The organism is Alistipes sp. cv1 (genome assembly GCF_900240235.1).
GTDB classification, from domain to species: Bacteria; Bacteroidota; Bacteroidia; order Bacteroidales; family Rikenellaceae; genus Alistipes_A; species Alistipes_A hominis.
Genome location: NZ_OEPW01000001.1, coordinates 147917 through 166238, shown reverse-complemented (window position 1 = coordinate 166238; position 18322 = coordinate 147917). Strand labels below are relative to the sequence as shown.

At 52.8% G+C, this 18322-nt stretch carries 15 protein-coding genes and 1 tRNA gene; 4 read left to right on the top strand and 12 right to left on the bottom strand.

All coding sequences use genetic code 11. The features are described from left to right. Positions 1–32 precede the first annotated feature (32 nt). A complete protein-coding gene (locus tag C1A08_RS00725; RefSeq protein ID WP_101570701.1) occupies positions 33–881 on the top strand; it encodes an RteC domain-containing protein in 849 nt (282 codons plus the stop codon). A gap of 373 nt (positions 882–1254) precedes the next feature. On the opposite strand, the gene C1A08_RS00720 is transcribed toward C1A08_RS00725, so the two are convergent. From C1A08_RS00720 to C1A08_RS00690, 7 genes are all read right to left on the bottom strand, one after another. Next, positions 1255–2481, bottom strand: a complete 1227-nt coding sequence (locus tag C1A08_RS00720; protein WP_101570699.1) for a site-specific integrase — start codon at positions 2479–2481, stop codon at positions 1255–1257. Positions 2482–2751: 270 nt separating this feature from the next. Next, a tRNA-Lys gene (locus tag C1A08_RS00715) sits at positions 2752–2824 on the bottom strand. 117 nt (positions 2825–2941) lie between these two features. Then, positions 2942–3403: a ribonuclease HI gene (gene rnhA, locus C1A08_RS00710; RefSeq protein ID WP_101570697.1), complete on the bottom strand. Its 462-nt coding sequence runs from the start codon at positions 3401–3403 to the stop codon at positions 2942–2944. 92 nt (positions 3404–3495) lie between these two features. Further along, positions 3496–3879: a TraR/DksA family transcriptional regulator gene (locus tag C1A08_RS00705; protein ID WP_055204085.1), complete on the bottom strand. Its 384-nt coding sequence runs from the start codon at positions 3877–3879 to the stop codon at positions 3496–3498. A 95-nt stretch (positions 3880–3974) separates the two neighbouring features. Further along, complete coding sequence (ileS, locus tag C1A08_RS00700) at positions 3975–7412, bottom strand: isoleucine--tRNA ligase (protein ID WP_101570696.1); 3438 nt, start codon at positions 7410–7412, stop codon at positions 3975–3977. Between the two features lie 103 nt (positions 7413–7515). Beyond that, positions 7516–8442, bottom strand: a complete 927-nt coding sequence (locus C1A08_RS00695; protein ID WP_180951499.1) for a DMT family transporter — start codon at positions 8440–8442, stop codon at positions 7516–7518. Positions 8443–8566: 124 nt separating this feature from the next. Continuing rightward, on the bottom strand, positions 8567–8998 hold the full coding sequence (locus C1A08_RS00690) for an META domain-containing protein (RefSeq protein WP_101570694.1): 432 nt from the start codon (positions 8996–8998) through the stop codon (positions 8567–8569). A gap of 143 nt (positions 8999–9141) precedes the next feature. Here C1A08_RS00690 and C1A08_RS00685 point away from each other — a divergent pair, with 143 nt between their 5' ends. Beyond that, a complete protein-coding gene (locus tag C1A08_RS00685) occupies positions 9142–9516 on the top strand; it encodes a RidA family protein (protein WP_055204093.1) in 375 nt (124 codons plus the stop codon). A gap of 99 nt (positions 9517–9615) precedes the next feature. Here C1A08_RS00685 and C1A08_RS00680 read toward each other — a convergent pair whose 3' ends face one another. Then, complete coding sequence (locus C1A08_RS00680) at positions 9616–10911, bottom strand: glycosyl hydrolase family 28-related protein (RefSeq protein ID WP_145996485.1); 1296 nt, start codon at positions 10909–10911, stop codon at positions 9616–9618. Between the two features lie 352 nt (positions 10912–11263). Between C1A08_RS00680 and C1A08_RS13010 the strand changes: the two genes are divergently transcribed. Both C1A08_RS13010 and C1A08_RS00675 read left to right on the top strand, forming a co-directional pair. After that, the gene (locus C1A08_RS13010) at positions 11264–11587 is read left to right on the top strand and encodes a hypothetical protein (protein ID WP_145996484.1); all 324 of its coding nucleotides are present in this window, start codon (positions 11264–11266) and stop codon (positions 11585–11587) included. Positions 11588–11593: 6 nt separating this feature from the next. After that, positions 11594–12733 carry a 6-bladed beta-propeller gene (locus C1A08_RS00675; protein ID WP_101570690.1) on the top strand — a complete coding sequence of 380 codons (1140 nt, stop codon included), beginning with the start codon at positions 11594–11596 and terminating at the stop codon, positions 12731–12733. Positions 12734–12843: 110 nt separating this feature from the next. On the opposite strand, the gene bla is transcribed toward C1A08_RS00675, so the two are convergent. Genes bla through C1A08_RS00655 form a run of 4 tightly spaced genes read right to left on the bottom strand, consistent with a single transcriptional unit; the run spans position 12844 to position 18322 of the window. Then, on the bottom strand, positions 12844–13830 hold the full coding sequence (gene bla / locus C1A08_RS00670) for a class A beta-lactamase, subclass A2 (protein ID WP_101570688.1): 987 nt from the start codon (positions 13828–13830) through the stop codon (positions 12844–12846). A 16-nt stretch (positions 13831–13846) separates the two neighbouring features. Next, positions 13847–15454 carry a 4Fe-4S binding protein gene (locus C1A08_RS00665; RefSeq protein ID WP_101570686.1) on the bottom strand — a complete coding sequence of 536 codons (1608 nt, stop codon included), beginning with the start codon at positions 15452–15454 and terminating at the stop codon, positions 13847–13849. 15 nt (positions 15455–15469) lie between these two features. Then, positions 15470–16408, bottom strand: a complete 939-nt coding sequence (locus tag C1A08_RS00660; RefSeq protein WP_101570684.1) for a DUF362 domain-containing protein — start codon at positions 16406–16408, stop codon at positions 15470–15472. 36 nt (positions 16409–16444) lie between these two features. Beyond that, on the bottom strand, positions 16445–18322 hold the full coding sequence (locus tag C1A08_RS00655) for a TonB-dependent receptor (protein WP_101570682.1): 1878 nt from the start codon (positions 18320–18322) through the stop codon (positions 16445–16447).

Genomic DNA, 18322 nt, shown 5'->3' with positions numbered 1-18322 from the left:
AGCAAGGTGGATGACTTACAAAAGAATTACAGATGAAAGAGAAACTTTCCCAAATATTAGTTCTAATAGATTCAGAAATAGATGAAATTGACCTCTACGGTTATGATATTATTCCGACTTCTCTTTCAATGGTGCATCGGTTACAAGACGTATTGAATGATTTAAGAAATCAATTGCAAACTTATGTTTTCCCTACTAAGGAAGATGAAATATCATTCTTTAAGTCCCAGAAGCCGGAAATACTTGGTCGATTATTGTATTTTCATAAAATATATCGTATAGAAACGCAATGTCCTAATGGTAGTAATGAAGCCGTTAGAAGCTATCTTAATAAGGAATTGGACAATCTGACCTATTTCTTCAATAGGAATTTAGATTTTTATCAGTATTATCGTTCACATTCAACCATATATGATGAATACTATTTTGTTCGTGGAAAGGCTGATTTAAGATTATGTACGGATAGCGTACAACTTGACAAAGATCCAAAATTCTCAACTGGATATGATTACAAGGTCGCAAAAATTATAGCCAATGAGATGTTACGTATTTATTTAAATAAGAGGTTAGTTAAACTGGAAACCGATAATCTTGTAGAAGATAACCTGCAAAAAGGCACGAAATGTCCTTTTCGTTTCACGGGTAAAAAAGTTTTTCTTATAGAATTGGGTTATTCTCTTGTTTCTTCGGGGGACATTAACAATGGAAATGTGGAAATTAAAGAAATAATGAACTTTCTCGGCACAGTGTTTCAAGTGGAATTAGGGGATTATTATGCTGCTTATATTGCCATGAAAGAACGGAAGAAAGACCGGACGGCATATCTTACCCGTTTGCAAGATTGTCTGATTAAGCGTATGGACGAAGATGATAGCAAATAATATTTTTTTCTTTTCGCAAGTAATTATGTTCTTGCAATAAATAAACCATTCAGTATTTCAATCAATATTGAATGGTTTATTGTTTCCATTCAATATTGCCATATTGAAATCTTGCTTTCAATCAATCAAGCTATCAATATTTCAATAAAACAAGATTGCAGAATTACAAAAATAAACTCATCGGTCGGGGAACGCCCAGCGGCAAGGGGCGGGACCACCCATCCCGACGAGCGAAAAAATCTTTAGTTGGGGAATCTCTTTCTTTTATTGGCAAACGACTTCGGAGTGAATTTGCCCAAGGTGTTTTGCGGCACGGAAAACAGATTTGTGTGCCACAAATCACACCTTGCTGTTATCTGACGATAACATAGTTTCATCGGCTGGCAGTCCTGTGTGGAACATCCAACTTTTGAGCCAATATTTCCATGTCGCTACTTACTTTCAAATTGGTAATCCTCGCATAAATTTGAGTGGTTCTGATATTGGTATGTCCCAAAATCTTAGATACCGTTTCAATGGGAACACCATTGGCAAGCAGCACCGAAGTCGCACACGAATGTCTTGCAACGTGGTAGGTCAAGGTCTTTTCAATTCCGCAAATGGCTGCGATTTCTTTTAAGTAATCATTCATTTTCTGATTGCTGATAATTGGTAAAATCTTACCGTTTGGTAATTTGTCTTTGTACTTTTCCAATATGGCTTTTGGTATATCCAGCAATCGGACGGTAGATGTAACATTTGTTTTGTGTCTTTTCCGTATAATCCACAAATTACCGTCAAATCCGGTACGAATGTCCTCTTGTCTTAGTTCGCATACATCAATGTAAGAAAGTGCCGTATAGCAGCTAAAAATGAACAAATCACGTACTTGTTCCAGTCGCTTGGTGCAGAACTCGTGATTGTAAATAGCGGTAATTTCTTCCATAGTCAGATAATCCCTATCGGTACGTTCAAATTTTACCCGATAAGACCCGAAAGGGTCGGCAGTCACCAAACCCGTATTCTTGGCAAAGTTTACCACTGTGCGAAAGCGTTGTACGAACTTCATAGCCGTATTATGGCTGCATCCGTAGTTGTTCTTGATATACAGCAGGAAATCTTCAATGAATACCACATTTATATCTTTTATGAGCATGTCGGAAACGGAGTACTTGAACTTCATAAACTCGATAAGCCGTTTCTTTGTCAGTTCATAACGTGAATAGGTTTTGTCTGTGGTATTCATTTTGACCTTTTGCAAATACTGCTCGTTGTGCTGTTTGAAGAACTCTATCAAAGTCCGTTCCCTTGCTATCTTGCCTAAAAAAGCGTTCTTAACCAGTTCTGCGGTTACATATCCGTTTTGCGCCATTAACGCATGGTAATGTTGATGAACTGTGCTACGAATACTTTCCAGCATAGAATTGATGTGTACGGCTTCTGCGGTTCTGCCGGAAGCCTTGCCTAATTCCACGCTCCAGTGAGCCGGATTTATTTCCAGTTTGGTGTTAAACTGGGCTACAACTTGGTCGATAGTGATACGTGCGATAATCGGTGCGTTACCGTTCTTCTTTACTGCATTTCGTTTGACGAAATAGAGTAGCTTAAAAGTACTTCTCATAATCTCTTTTTTTAGTTACAAACTTAAATTGATAAACTGAAAATGAGATATTTGCAGTACGGACAAATCAAGACAACAAACCGCCAATTTTGGACATTCCGTGACCTAAAATCTTAGAGGGTGGACAGGTCACGAATTGGTCACAAAAGTGTGTCATTTTGTGACCTTTTCGTGTCTTAGGTCACAGACATTATACAAAGAAAAACTCCTACAATACCTTGATATTGTAGGAGTTGTACATTTACTGTCCATTTCTGTCCAGCGTTTCTGTGATCCAGCCGGGGCTCGAACCCGGGACCCCAACATTAAAAGTGTTGTGCTCTACCAGCTGAGCTACTGAATCTCCGTTTTTGGTGGTGCAAAGATAGACAGATTTTTCTTTAAACCAAAAATAAAACGGTTTTCTTTGCCTTTTTTTGTCATTTTATCGCAGTTCGCACCGGTCGTTTCGTGCGGTCGTTCAGGTTTCGGGGCGGTATCCCGTGTCGGGAGGAAGGTTCGGCAAAGATGCCGCCGCGACGGCCAGTCGGTCGCAGCGTTCGTTTTCGGGAATGTCGGCATGTCCTTTCACCCAGACGAAGCGAACGCGGTGGCGGCGGTACGCTTTCAGGAACCGCGTCCACAGGTCGGCATTTTTTTTATCTTTGAAACCTTTGCGTTCCCAACCGAAAACCCAGCCTTTTTCGACTGAATTGACGACATACTGCGAGTCGCTGTAAATCGTCACTTCGCACTGGTCGTACCGGAGCGCTTCGAGCCCCGCGATGACGGCCATCAGTTCCATCCGGTTGTTGGTCGTATGGGCGTAGCCGGCGCTCAGTTCTTTGCGGAACGGGCCGCTCAGCAGGACTACCCCGTATCCGCCGCGTCCGGGATTCCCCTGTGCGGCGCCGTCGGTGTAAATCGTAATTTGTCTCGGCATATGCGTTAAAAAAGAGGGACGCGCCCTCTTCTTTGTTAGTAAATTCGACCCCGGTACGGCCTGAGGAAGCCTCCGCCCTACCCTCGTGATTGCTATTTGTGCTCGCCTTTGGCTTCGATACACAGCGTGGCGTGCGGTACGATACGCAGGCGTTCCTTCGGGATCAACTTCCCCGTTTCGCGGCAGATGCCGTAGGTTTTGTTCTCGATGCGGACGAGCGCTGCCTCCAAATGCTGGATAAATTTTAGCTGCCGTTGGGCAAGGCGTCCGGATTCTTCTTTCGACAACGTGGCGGCACCCTCTTCGAGCACTTTGAAAGTCGGCGAGGTATCCTCGATATCGTTGCTTGCGGTGTGCGTAATAGTCGATCTCAGCAAATCGTAGTCAGCCTTTGCCTTTTGCAATTTTTCCAGTATTATCTGCTTAAACTCCTGCAGCTCCTCGTCGGAATACCGTGTTTTTTCATTTTCAGACATGGCCCTAAAGTTTTTGGTTTATGTATAAAAATAATATTAATTTACGAATCGGCAAAAGTTTTTGGCGGTAACCCCGGAAAATAATCGTCCGCAGGTTATGCTTTTTTGACCAATATGCTGACTGTCAAATCGTCCAACTCGATGTTTTGCGTGTCGGGATCGGTTATCGAATCGGCTGAGGAAATACTTACCGCCAGCGTTTGCGCGGCGATATAATCGCCGTACGATTCGACCGCTCCGTCGGTTTGACCGTTCTTGCCGATCGTTATCCGGATTTTGTCCGTGACTTCGAACCCGCTCTCTTTTCGGATGTTCTGGATACGGTTTACCAATTCCCGTGCCATTCCTTCTCGCTTCAGCTCTTCGGTTACCGTGATATCCATCGCGACGGTCAGTTTCCCTTCGGCGGCGACCAGCCAACCCGGCATGTCCTCCGACGTGATGTCGAAATCGGCGGCCGTGGCTTCGATCTTCACGCCGTCAATTTCGGCCGTCCACGAGTCGGTGCGTTCCAACTGTGCGATGTCGGCCTGCGAGAATCCGGCGACCAGCGCCGAAATTTGTTTCATCTGCTTTCCGTACCGGGGGCCTAACGTTTTGAAATTCGGCTTGATCCGTTTGGTGATTACGCCGGTTGTGTCTTCGATGAATTCGAGTTGCTTGATATTCACTTCGTTCAGGATCAAACTCTTGACGGCTTCGATATGCTCTTTCAGCACAGGGTCGAGCACCGGGATCAGGATCCTGCTCAGCGGTTGGCGCACCTTGATATTGACCTTGCGGCGCAGCGCCAGCACCATCGACGATACCTTCTGGGCGAGCGCCATTTTCTCTTCCAGGTCGCTGTTTACCAGCGAATCGTTCGCCTTGGGGAATGCGCTGAGGTGTACCGACGCATCGCAGTGGCGTCCGCTGAGGGCGTTCAGGTCGGTGAAGATCCGGTCGCTGATAAACGGCGCGAACGGCGCAGCCAGTTGCGAAACGGTCTCCAGACAGGTATAGAGCGTCTGGTAAGCGGCCAGTTTATCTTCGGAAAGTTCGCCGCCCCAGAAACGTTTTCGGTTCAGGCGCACGTACCAGTTCGACAGGTTTTCGCCGACGAATTCCTGGATGGCGCGAGCCGCCGGCGTCGGATCGTAATTTTCGAGCGCGTCCGTTACCTCTTTGACCAGCGTGTTCAGCAGCGAGATGATCCAGCGGTCGATCTCGGGACGTTTTTCGACCGGCACTTCCGGTTCGCGGCCGGTGAATCCGTCCACGTTGGCGTACAGCGCGAAAAAGCTGTACGTATTGTACAACGTTCCGAAGAATTTGCGCCGTACTTCGTCCACGCCTTCCACGTCGAACTTGAGGTTGTCCCACGGCTGCGAGTTCGAGATCATGTACCAACGTACCGCGTCCGCCCCGTATTTTTCGAGCACTTCGAACGGATCGACGGCGTTGCCGAGGCGCTTGCTCATCTTGTTGCCGTTCTTGTCGAGCACCAGACCGTTCGAAATGATGTTTTTGAACGCCACGCTGTCGAACAACATCGTGGCCAGCGCATGCAGCGTGAAGAACCAGCCGCGCGTCTGGTCCACTCCTTCGGCTACGTAATCGGCCGGATATACTTTTCGGAACTCCGCATCGCCGATCTCGAACGGATAGTGCACCTGGGCGTAGGGCATGGCCCCCGAATCGAACCACACGTCGATCAGGTCGCTCTCGCGCACCATCTTTTCACCTTTGTCGGATACCAGCACGATGTTGTCCACATAGGGCCGGTGCAGATCGAATTTTTCGTAATTCTCTTTGCTGAAATCGCCTTCGACATAACCTGCGAACGGGTTTTCGGTCATAAAACCGGCGGCGACCGATTTGTCGATTTCGGCTTTCAGCTCGGCGACTGAGCCGATGCATTTCAGTTCGCTGTGGTCTTCGGTCGCCCAGATCGGCAGCGGGGTGCCCCAATACCGTGAGCGCGACAGGTTCCAGTCGACGAGGTTCTCGAGCCATTTGCCGAAACGTCCCGAACCGGTGCTGGCCGGTTTCCAGTTAATCGTTTCGTTCAGCGCGATCAGCCGGTCTTTGACGGCCGTCGTTTTGATGAACCACGAGTCCAGCGGGTAGTACAACACCGGTTTATCGGTACGCCAGCAATGCGGATAGTTGTGCGTGTGCTTTTCGATCTTGAATACTTTGTTCTCGAATTTCAGCTTCATGCACAGGTCGATGTCGAGCGTCGGATCGTTGTCCGTCAGCTTCGGATCGTAAGCGTTTTTGACGAAACGGCCTTCGTATTCTTTGTAGGCAGTCGTATCGACATGGGTTTTCACGAACTCCGGATCCATGTCCGCGATCAGGAAAAATTTCCCGGTGCGGTCGACCATCGGCTGGCGTTTGCCGGCGCGGTCGGTCACCATCAGCGGGGCGATTCCGTTTTGCCTGGCTACGCGGTCGTCGTCGGCGCCGAACGTCGGCGCGATGTGCACGATTCCCGTACCGTCCTCGGTCGTCACGAAGTCGCCGGTGATGACGCGGAATGCGTCGCCGTCCGGCTTGATCCACGGGATCAGTTGTTCGTATTCGACGCCGGCGAGGTCTTTGCCCATGTACTCTCCGATCACCCGGTACGGAATGTTTTTGCCGTCCCCGCCGTAACCGTCCAGCGGCAACTCTTCGTTTTTCTTCGGAAAAAAGTTATGCAGCAGCTCTTTGGCCAGGATAACGGTGATCGGTTCGGCCGTATACGGATTGAACGACTCTACTTTTACGTAACGGATTGCGGGCCCTACGGCCAGCGCGGTATTCGACGGCAACGTCCACGGCGTGGTCGTCCACGCCATGAAGTACAGCGCCCCTTCGACCCCTTCGAACAACGGCTCGCTTTTCGCGTTGCGAACGATCCGGAACTGCGCCGTGCAGGTCGTGTCCTTCACGTCGCGGTAGCAGCCCGGCTGGTTCAGCTCGTGGTTGCTGAGCCCCGTGCCGGCGGCCGGCGAATAGGGCTGTATCGTATATCCTTTATACAGCAGTCCCTTCTTGTACAACTCGGCGAGCAGGAACCACAGCGTCTCGATGTACTTGTTGTCGTAGGTGATGTACGGGTCGTCCATGTTGATCCAGTACCCCATGTCGCGGGTCAGCCGTTCCCACATGTCGGTATAGGTCATCACCTCGCGGCGGCAGATGCGGTTGTACTCCTCGATCGAAATTTTCGTGCCGATGTCCTCTTTGGTGATGCCGAGCTTCTTTTCGACGCCCAATTCGACGGGCAGTCCGTGCGTGTCCCATCCCGCTTTGCGGTGTACGAGAAAACCCTGCTGCGTTTTGTAGCGGCAGACGATGTCCTTGATCGTACGCGCCATGACGTGGTGGATCCCCGGCGTTCCGTTGGCCGACGGAGGACCTTCGTAGAAGACGAACGTCGGATGTCCCTCGCGGGTCGTTATGCTCTGGTGGAATGCGTCGTTGCGGTCCCACTGTTCGAGAATTTCCCGGTTGATCTGCGATAGATCGAGTCCTTTATACTCTTTGAATTTTGAACTGCCCATGTTTCGATAACTTGACTTTTGCAATAATCTGCAAAAATAGCTATTTTTTGGCAGATTGTCAATAATATCCCGGGATTATGCGAAATCGGTTCTGCCGGCGGGTTCACTCCCCGCCGTGCCGCGGGGCCGACGGATGGTTTTTATATGCGTTGACTACCAGCAGTACGCCGACGAAAACCGCGATCGAGGCGAGTCCACGATCCCAGGACAGTTTGTCCATGCCGAGGGCGACCGAAAGCCCGGTCGCGATGACCGGCTGCAGGTAGAAATAGACGCTGCTGATCGTCGGTTTGACGTAGTGCAGACTGAAAATAAGCAGGTAATTCGGTCCGAAACTCGGGAGCAGGACGGCGTAGGCGATTACCCACCAGATGTGCGGCGGGATGGCGGCGAAATCGGTATGGATCACCGAGCTCAGTCCGAACGGAAGCAGCATCAGCGCGGCCAGCGGATACATCCAGCGCAACAGGGTGATCGGTTTGTAGCGCATGATCAGGTCTTTGAGCCATACCATCGAGAACGACGAACTGACGATGCCGAGGAAGACGATCGCGTCGCCGCCCAGTTTGGCCGTCGCCGCCGTCGTGCCGCTGTTGCTGAGAATCACCACGAGCGCGCCGGCCAGGCCGATCACCATGCCGACGATTTTCATCGGAGTGAACCGGTCGATCAGGAAAAATACCGAGATCACCAGTACGAGGATCGGCCCCAGCGTGGCGATGATCGAGGCGTCGATCGGGCTGGTATGCTGGATGCCGACCATCAGGAACAGTTTTTTTGCGACGCCCATCAGTACGGCTGCCCCGACGAATTTTACGATGTCTCCTTTGCGTTGCACCCGTTCGACCGGAACGAAAAAGAACGACAGCAGAGCCAGGATCGCGGCGATACTTACCGCCAGGGTCGCCAGTGCGTAAGGCGACATGTATTGCGGCATAATCATCTTGTAAAACGGGTAATTCATCGCCCAGACCAGATTGGCCAGGATCAGGCCGAGGTGGGCCTTGGTCTTATTTTGCAGTGCGTTCATGGATGGATGATTGATTCGTGGGGAATCAATTCGCAAAAAACGCGCCGGGAATACCAGGAAAACGATGCGCCGTCCCTCGGGACGGCGCATCCGTTTTTTTTAGCAGGTATTCTCCTGTTTCCGTTTATTTCATCGTCGTGTCCTGCGCCTGCATCACCATCAGCATTTCGCCGTCGTGCATCAGCATCAGCAGGTCTCCGTCGATCCGGTAAGAATCCACCCGGTCGAGTTCTTTGATGAATTTGTCTTCCTGAGCCTGATTCGCACACATGGCGCGCGTCGAAGCGACCGATTCGATTTTGATTTTGCCGTTGTCGGACAGCGTGTAATTGCCCATGATCGAATTGCAGTCGCCGCGTCCGCCGAAACGGCCTTTTTCTTTGCTGAATACCAACGTATAGTTGTTGTCGGCTTTGAACGGCTGTCCTTCCCATTCGACCATCGCCCAGGTGGTTTCGGTCAGGGGTTTGGCATTCTTTTTTCCTTTGCGACAGGAGCAGCAGGCCGTAACCGAAACGGCGAGAGCGATTGCGAGAATCAAACGTGCGGTTTTCATAATAAGTTGATTTTATTTGTAATTGTTAAAAATACCCTCCGAAAAAACGGCAAGCAAAGCTAATAATAATTTCCGAGAACCCGTCCGGATTCCGGATGATGTTTTAAATTTGCACGACAGTATAACCGATAAATTACAGAGCCATGAAAAAAGTTATTGCAACCGCGGCGGCCCCGCAGGCCGTAGGCCCTTACAGCCAAGCCGTCGAAGCGGACGGGACGGTTTACGTTTCCGGCCAACTCCCGATCGATCCGATCAGCGGTACGATGCCCGATACGGTCGCCCGGCAGACCGAACAATCGCTGCTCAACATCGGGGCGATCCTCGCCGAAGCCGGATGCTCGTTCGACAACGTGGTCAAATCGACCGTTTTGCTCGACGATATCAGCAATTTCGGGGCCATGAACGAAGTCTACGCTCGATTCTTCACCGGGCAGATGCCGGCCCGGGTGTGCTATCAGGTCGCGGCGCTGCCCAAAGGCGCAAAAGTCGAGATAGATGTGATCGCCGTAAAATAGACGCGGTACGGCTTTCGTATCGGGAAAACGACCGGACAGCAACGTCCGGTCGTTTTTGTCGTTGGGAAAGCGTTGCCGGGCGGGCGGCCGCTTGCGGGCTTATTCGAAGTCGAGGGTTTTCAGGGTTCCGTTCGGATCGACGTACCGGATCAGGGCGTTCGCTCCGTCGGCCGATTTCGTAAAGTCGGGACTCCCGGTATACACGTTTCCGATACACCTGCTGCTGACCTGCGACCGGTTTCGAATGGCGGTGCCGTCCATGTTAAAAATATTGCCGTCGATCAGCAGGTTGCCCGAGTTGGGAAGGATGTCTATGCACACCCTCTTCGGCGATGCGGGTTCGGTAAATTGGTTGTGCGACACGATGAAATCGTTCACGGCGTCGCATTCGATGTCTTTGGATGTGTACGACGATACGCTGTCGGGGTCGGCATGCCACCTGCTCGCCGCCCGGTTGAAGCAGTAAAACAGGTTTCCGGAGACGAATCCCTGCCGGATGCCTTTCAGGGCCAGTCCTTTGACCTTGTAGTGGATGTGGCTGTCGGTCAGGTGGAACGCCGGTTCGCCCCACCCGTCCGTTCGTGCCGACAGCCTTACCCGAATGCCGGTGTCCTGCCCTACGAAATAGCAGTCGGATACGATCCCGTCCTCGCTGTCTATTTCGCTCCGGTACAGCAGGCCGTATTCCGCCCCTCCCCAGAAGTAGCATTTGTCGACGAGCGGGCTGTAACAGTCCAGCAAGGCGAATCCCGCAGCCATTTTACCGTGCGAATCGCCGTACTCGGACGTGATCTTGACATTGTCCAGCATCGGATACCAGGCGTTCTTTACGACGATTCCGTTGGCGAAATAGCCGTTGCTGAAATGCGGTCCCCGCACCAGCAGGTTCCTTGCCTGGAACATCCTCGAATGGTGATCTCCGGTGTTCTGGTCGGCCGTATTGAATTCGACCGCCGTACCGAGGCCTTTTTTTACGGCGACCAGCGAAAGATCGCAGACGGTCACGGTCAGCATATTCGTCGCCAGATTGAAATAAAGCCCTCCATCCTCGTTGTCGCAGATCAGTTCGGTCGCGTCCTCCCCCGCTCCCCTGACGCAAATTCCCGAATGGTAATCGTATCCGCCGAACTGCGGCTGGTCGAAAACGATCCGTCGGGATATCCGGAACGACCCCGCCGGAAGGACGATCTCGACCTGCCTTTTGCCTTCCATCCGCCGGAATATTTTCTCGAAGGCCGGGGCGCAGTCGGTCGTCCCGTCGTTTTTCGCTCCGAAGTCCAGGATGTTGTAGGTGGCGCATCCGCGGTCGTCGCGGTCTTTCGGCCGGGCGGCCAGGCCGTCGCAGCCGGTCGCGATGCAGAAAAGCGTACACAGCAGTAAGGAATGAAGTTTCATAATTTTCTGTTTTACGGACTTTTGAACGGTACGGTTAAAACCCGTTCGGGGTGTTTCCGACACGGAATGCAATATTGCAAAGATTTCCGGAATAAATCAACGACGGGCAGACTAAAGATGGGTATTTTGTTCGCATTTAATTCATTTGTTACGTGTTTAAATGCTAATTTTATGAATTAACCGATATGAAATTTGCAGGTAAAGATTAATTTGTTTACCTTCGGGACATAAGTATATAATTTAAATATTTATGCCTATGGTAAAAACAGAGATTAGAAGATTTGTTAAATTTATTGTTGTGTAGGTGCGCTAAAGATTTTTATTTTAGTTATTTATTCCAAATTTAAGTGAAATGAAAAAAGGATGGATTGCATTAGGTGCGTTATGCGTGTCTTTTGCCGTAACAGTTTACTTAAAGAGTAAACCTCATTTGAATAGTGATTTATTGCAGGCTAATGTTGAAGCTTTAACAAGAAAAGAAGCGGATGATAAACCGTATTCTTATGAGATGACGACGAAATCATATCAAACCACAGTTACAGAAGAGTCTGGTGGTCGTAAATATAGTGTGGTTTATTTTGTTACGGAGGTTGTAGATTGCGACGGTCAAGGAGAGGTTCAGTGTTTTGTGGGAGATATGGCAATGTCGGAAATAAGCAGAACGCAAATCGGTTGATTATCGATGTACAAGTCGTCGTTTATCTGTTTCTGGGTTTCTGTTTTGTGGATCGCTGGCTGTACTTCGTCCGCAGAATCCGGATCCGCCCCTGTTTTTACGGTGACTGTTCGGGAAGCGAATACGGGTTTATGCGATTCTCTCTGGCGTTATTCGAAACCGGTATTTCTGGAAACCACTTCCGAATCGGCGCTGAGTATGATCTCGAAAGTCGTTCTGTGGAACGGTCGGATCTTTGTTTCGGATAACCGCTATGATAAAATATGCGTGTTCGATACCGCCGGAAAGTTTTTATGGAATATTCGCCGGGTCGGCAGAGGGCCCGGGGAGTATATCGGAATGACGGATTTCGTGATCGATCCCGACCGGGAAGAATTGATCATCTATGCCGATAAGCCCTACAAATTGATTCATTGCGGTGTACAAGGCGATTTCCGGTATGAAAGCCGGTTGCCGGACGCTCTGTTCAAAGAGTTGGCTTTTACGGAAAAGTACCTTGTCGCGATTAACAGCCAGCAGATGTTTCCGGCCGATTATCTGTCCCTGATAGAACGGGGACGGGAAGATGGATTTGTAAAAATTCCTTTTGAACGTCCGATTCCTTTCAATACCTATTCCATCGGGCGGCAGCTCGTCGTTTCCGATCATCTGAATTTTACGTGCCGGTACGACAATACGGTCTACCGATTGGACGGGAAGGAAATCGTACCTTGGTTCCAAATCGATTTCGGGGAGAAAAATTTCCCTGCGTCGCGGTTGAATGTACAATTGACACAGGAGGAGTTTTGGGATTTGCTGGTAAAGGGTTACGTTTATTCCGTTACGAACGTCACCGAAGACGGGAAAACGGTTTATTTTACGACGAACCTGTCCGGATTGGGGAAGATCGATCTGGAAGGACGGCAAACAACTTATTTGCGGTCTCTTAAAGATGGACGTCTGGGGGTTTTCCTCGGGGAAATGCTTGCCGTCGAACACGTCGGAGGGCATCCCGTGGTCGGGTTCTCTCAGACTTTACAGCAATTGAAATTGTCGGTATCCGACCGGGGAAATTCAACGGATTCGGTTTTTCTGAGCCGTGTGCGGACAGCCCGGGAGGATGATAACCCGGTTTTGTTTTTTTATTCGAATCATCCGTTCGAATAAAGGTTGTATTGCCGAACTTCTGAGCGTAAGTACCGCTTCCCGCTACCTGCGGCGTCGCAACCAAAGTTAAAAAGAAGAGCGCTTGTTTGTTTGGCAAGGCGCTCTCTTTTTTACGGAATCCCGGCCGCATCGTCGGCTGACACGCTTTCGGGGCGGCAAAGCGTCGGACGGTTCGGATCAGTCGGACGTATCATAAAATCGTATACGATTGCGGAAATGCGGGCGATTATGGAGGCGTTCGTCGGATCGTCTTCCTGCGAATCGCTGACGAATACGGCGATGTAGTATCTTTTGCCGTCCGGCGTCAGCACGAATCCGGCGTCGTTGTCGGCGATTTTGACGCCCGTTGAGGTGCGGTCGGAAGAGCCCGTTTTGTGGCCGACCGTGCAGTCCGGGGGCAACAGACCTTTGAGCTTGTCCTGCCCGGTCGAGGTTTCCGTCATGATCCGGATCAGGAATTTTTTGTACTTGGATGCGAACAGCCGGTTTTCGAAAAAGGTCTCGATCAGGCGTGCCGTCGCCGTCGGCGTACTACGGTTCAGGTATTGGTTCTCGATCCGGTCGTGCATCGTTTTTTCCGAGGCGGAAATGAACGTGTTTTCGATGCCGAGGCCGCGCACGTATTTTTCGACGACTTCGGGGCCTCCTGCATATTCGAGCAGGATGTCGCAAGCGTTGTTGTCGCTGTGCGCTACGCTGTATCTCAGCAATTCCGCTATCGTAATCGAAAAGTCCCGGCCGGGGTGTCGTTCTCTCAGCGGGCTGTATGTGTCCGGGTGCATGTCCGAAGCTTTTATGCGGACGACGCTGTCCAGCCGGGTGCGGTTCCTGTCCATGCGGTCGAGTACGGCCAGGGCGATGTGGAATTTGAATACGCTCATCAGCGGGAACAGGATGCTGTCGTTCGCCGCGACGATTTCGTCCCGGTTGGACAGTACGGTCACCCCGACGGTCGCCCGGTACCGGGACAGCACGGAGTCGATTTGCCGGACGAGCGTTCCGCATTGCGGTTTTGCCGTAGCGCATAAAGCCGCGAACAGGCATACGGCCGTCAGACAGCCATATGCGGCGATTCGTCGGACGGTTTCGGCGGTCATAAGCGGTCTGCGCATTTTAAAATCCGAAATCGTCGATTTTGATGTCGCTGCCGCCCGACCGTTCGAACGGTTTCGCCTGCTGTTGCACCGGATTGCCTTCCACGTGGATCGCCCGGAACGGTCGTGCCGGGCAGACGTATTCGCAGCCGCCGCATCCGACGCAGATATCCGGGTCGATCGACGGGATGGTCAGTCCCTCCTTGTACGGGATCATCGTCACCGCTTGCGTCGGACAGTGCTCGGAGCAGGCGCCGCAACTCGTTTCGTCGGCATAGACGATGCAATCTTCCTTAATGAATACGACGCGCCCCACCTGCGTCAAGTGCTTTTGCTCGACGGTAAGCGGATGGATCGCCCCGTTCGGACATACGTCCGAGCAGACGGTACAGTCGAAATTGCAGAATCCGCGGTCGAAATACATTACCGGCTGCATTACCCCGCCGAGTCCGTATTCGGTTACGGCCGGTTTCAGTACGTGCGACGGGCATTTGGCGATACATAGGTGGCAGGCCGTGCAGTGTTTGAGCAGGTGTTCCGGGCTGACCGCTCCCGGGGGGCAGAGCGGATGCTGCCGTTTGTACCCTTTGCGGCCCGATAGCAACTCTTCCTGTTTCCTGGCGAATGCTTCGGGCAGCAGGGCGGCGGTCGCCAGCAGCGTGCCGAGGAACTGCCGCCGCGACCGGTCGGGCGATTCGGAAACGCCTGCCGTTTCGGGCGGGCTGCAAGGGGCAGGTTGCGAAGACGTAGGAACCGTTTGCGGGATACCGCCCTTTTTTACGGCCAACGGAACCGCCGCTTTCGATGCGGTGGACGAGAACTGGATCGCCTGCTGCCGGCAGTTGTCCAGGCAATCGAAACAGGCTATGCAACGGCTGTAATCGACCGTGTGCGTCTTGCGGTCGATGCACGACGCTTTGCATTTCGAAGCGCATACGCCGCAACCGTTGCAGTTGTTCTTGTCGATCCTGATTTTGAACAGCGCGTATTTGCTCAGGAAACCCAGCAGCGTGCCGACCGGACAGATCGTATTGCAGTACGAGCGACCGTGTTTCCATGCCAAAAAACCGATGATTCCGAACGTGGCCAGTGCGACGATAAAAGCCAGCGGGCTGACGACGGCGACTTCCGTGCGGTAGAAAGTATAGTTGTCGAATTTCGTGAAAATCGCTTCCAACAGGTTGTTGCCGGCCATGTAGACCGGGCTGAAGACATTCAATACCAACCGCCCGTAAGCCCCGTACGGATCGAGCAGGCTCAGCACGACGGTCAGGCCGAACAGGTACGTGACTACGACGACTCCGAGCACCGACCACCTTAGGATCGTTTTCGCCGGCGCGAACGCGAACCGTTTCCGTTTTTTCTGCAACCGGCCGGCGATTCGGTTCACGATATCCTGGAAAATGCCCGTCGGGCAGACGACCGAACAGTAAATCCGCCCGAACAGCAGCGTCGCCAGAATTAGCCCGGCCAGCGTGACGAGGCTCAACGACAGCACCGCCGGCAGGAATTGGATACTGACCAGTCCGTGAAAACTTTCCGGCAGCCATCCGGCGAAGTCGAGGAAGTAGAGCGTAATCAGGGTAAAGGTCGCCGCCGCCGCTACCACACGCAACTTTCTGAGCATGATGTTTTCGTCTTTTTACAGTTTGATTCGTTTGACGTTCAACTTATCGAGATCCGTCGTGCCGATGTTCAGCGCCTGGCCGTTGGCCAGATGTCCGACCGATTCCATCGGCATTTCGCGGATCTGGTTGAAGAATTTCGTGGCGGCCGTGTCGACGGCGACGATGTCCGGCGATACGAAAAGCCCTTTGGCGAGCACCACGTCGTCGGCCGACTGACCGCGCGGTCCGTTGGTCTTCATCACGCGGTAGGCGTCCACCACGTTCAGCGCCGGTTTCTTTTGCAGCGTGCAGATGTCGGCGATGCACTGTTGCAGGTCGTCGCGGTGGAATGCGCCGCGATCCCAGACGATGCCCATCAGGTTTTTCATCGAGATGGTCAGGTTGGCTCCCCCGTGGTGTTTGAGCACCGGTACGTTGATCCAGACGTCGCTGTCGAGGATCGCCCGGTGCACCTTGGCGTTTTTGAGGATTTTGCCGTGCGGCAGCGAAATGTCGCGGTAATAGGACTCCTCGTGGGCCGGAACGACTTTCGCGCCTGCGGTTTTGGCGGCATCTTCGATGCCGCTGTTTTTATAACATTTGATCCAGTCGTCGCAGGTGTGGTCGAAAACCGCGACCTCCTTGGCTCCGGCGGCCAGGCATTGTTTTACGATCTCGGCGATCAGCTTGGGATTGGTGTTGCCGGCCAGTTCGGGCGTTTTGTCCCAGCCGATATTCGGTTTGACGGCCACTTTGGCCCCTGCTTTGACGAACTTTTTCATGCCGCCCATTTCGGCGATCGCTTTGCGGAACATGGCGTCCGGTTCGCCGCCCATGACGGCGATCAGGTCGGTTTTTCCTCCCGTAGCGGGGTCGGTGACGGATTGGGCCAGCAGATCCATCGTCCCGCCCGGCTTGATAATCATCGCAACCCCCGTCAGGGCGATCGCCTTTAAGAAATCTCGTCTGTCCATCGCGTTTGTTTTTAGTCGGGTTGTTTTCGAAGTATATCAGAAGCGCAGGTTCACGCCGCCGAAAACCGTGGCTCGGGGCATCGGGTAACCGGCGTTGATTTCGTAGTCCTGGGCCAGCAGGTTCTCGCCCCGCGCGAAAAGTTCGACGACGGAGCTCGCTTGCCACGAGGCGCGTAGGTTCCACAATACGAATTGCTCCGTGCCCGGCGCTTTCAGATCCGTATAGAGTCCGCGGATGTATTGCACCCCGGTCGATACGCTCCAGCGCGGCCGGATAAAGTCGATACCGGCGTACAGTTTGTGCTGCGGCGCCGCCAGTATTTTGTATTCCATGTGCAGCCAGCTGTAATTGCCCGAGAAGGCCAGCGACCGGACGGCCCGGTATCGCGCGGTCAGTTCCACGCCGTAGTTTTCGATCCGGCCCGTGTTGACGTTTATCGGCCGGTTGCCGTCGAAAACCGCCTGGATCGTGTTGTCGCCCTTAAGGTAGTAAACATTGGCGCTCAGCGACAGTTTGCGTTGCCAGAAACTCTGCGTAACGGAGAACTCGTAATTCATCAGCCTTTCGGGTCGCAGGTCGGGATTTTGCGGCGGAAACATGTACATTTCGCGGATGGTCGGTGTCCGGAATCCTTTGCTGAGGATCGCTTTGAGGACGGTTTCGGGCGCTATCGGGAAACTGATCCCGAACTGCGGGACCCACTGCGCGCCGAAGTGCGGGTTATAATCCATGCGGACGCCCGCGTTCAGCGTCATCCATCTCGCGAGCGTCTGCTGCATGTTCAGGTAGACCGCCACATCGTTCAGCGTCTTGTCGGCCAACTGTTCGTCTCGGTCGGGATAGCGGTTCCAGGCGCGTCCCCCGCTGCGTTGGTAGTCCGCTCCGAGCGTCGTCTGGTTGCCCGTAAACAGCCGGTACGACTGGTAGGCTGTGATGCCCAGCATCCGGTCCCGCGAACGGAAACGGTAGTCCGGCGACGGTTGTCCCGGGCTGTGCCCGTCGTCGATTTTGTGATATCCGAAGTTGTAAAAGAATTTCAGCGATCCCGACGTGCGTTCGTAGCGGTTGTCGAGCGAGAACGAGGTCATTCCGCGGGTAATCAGCGCATCGTTGTCGATCAGCGGAGCAGTGACGGAACCGGGGTTCGAGGCGGCGAAATGGTTCAGGTTCACGTCCGCGAACGCTTTCCAGTGCGCGGTGAAATCGTAGCCCAGCTTCAGGTAGCCTCCCCAACCGCCGAATCCCATGTCCTTGCGGTGTCCGTCGGTACGACTGTAATTCAGCGCGGCGAAACTGTTGAATTTTCCTTTCCGCACGGCGTTGCTCACTTCGACGTTCAGCGTGTTGAACGAGCCGTACATCAGGCGGGCCGTGTTGTAGACGCCATCCGCTTGCCCTTTTTTCGTGATGATGTTTACGACGCCGCCCATCGCGTTCGACCCGTACAGAATCGAGGCCGGGCCGCGCACCACTTCCACCCGTTCGGCGTTCATCGACTGGTAACTGTCCGCCAGCGGATGCCCCATCAGGCCCATGTACTGCGGATGTCCGTCGATCAGCACCAGCACCCCGGAAGTGGGTTCGCCCCCTACTCCCCGGATTTTCATGCCGCCGGCCGCGCCGGCCGCCACGCCGTACCCCATCACGCCGCGTCCGGTGATGAACAGTCCGGGCACCTGTTCGGTCAGCACCGGCAGCAGCGACGGTTCGAACCGCCGTTCGATTTGCCGTTCCTCGACGACCGATACGCTCATCGGCAGGTTGCGGAGGTTTACCGCCGGCCGCGATCCGGTCACGATCACTTCGTCCATCCGTACGGAGTCGGCGAAGCGTTCCGGTACGGCGCTCCGTGCGGAAATCATGCCGCAGCATGCCATTGCGGCGCATAGGTAAAGTTTCGTCAGTACGTTCAT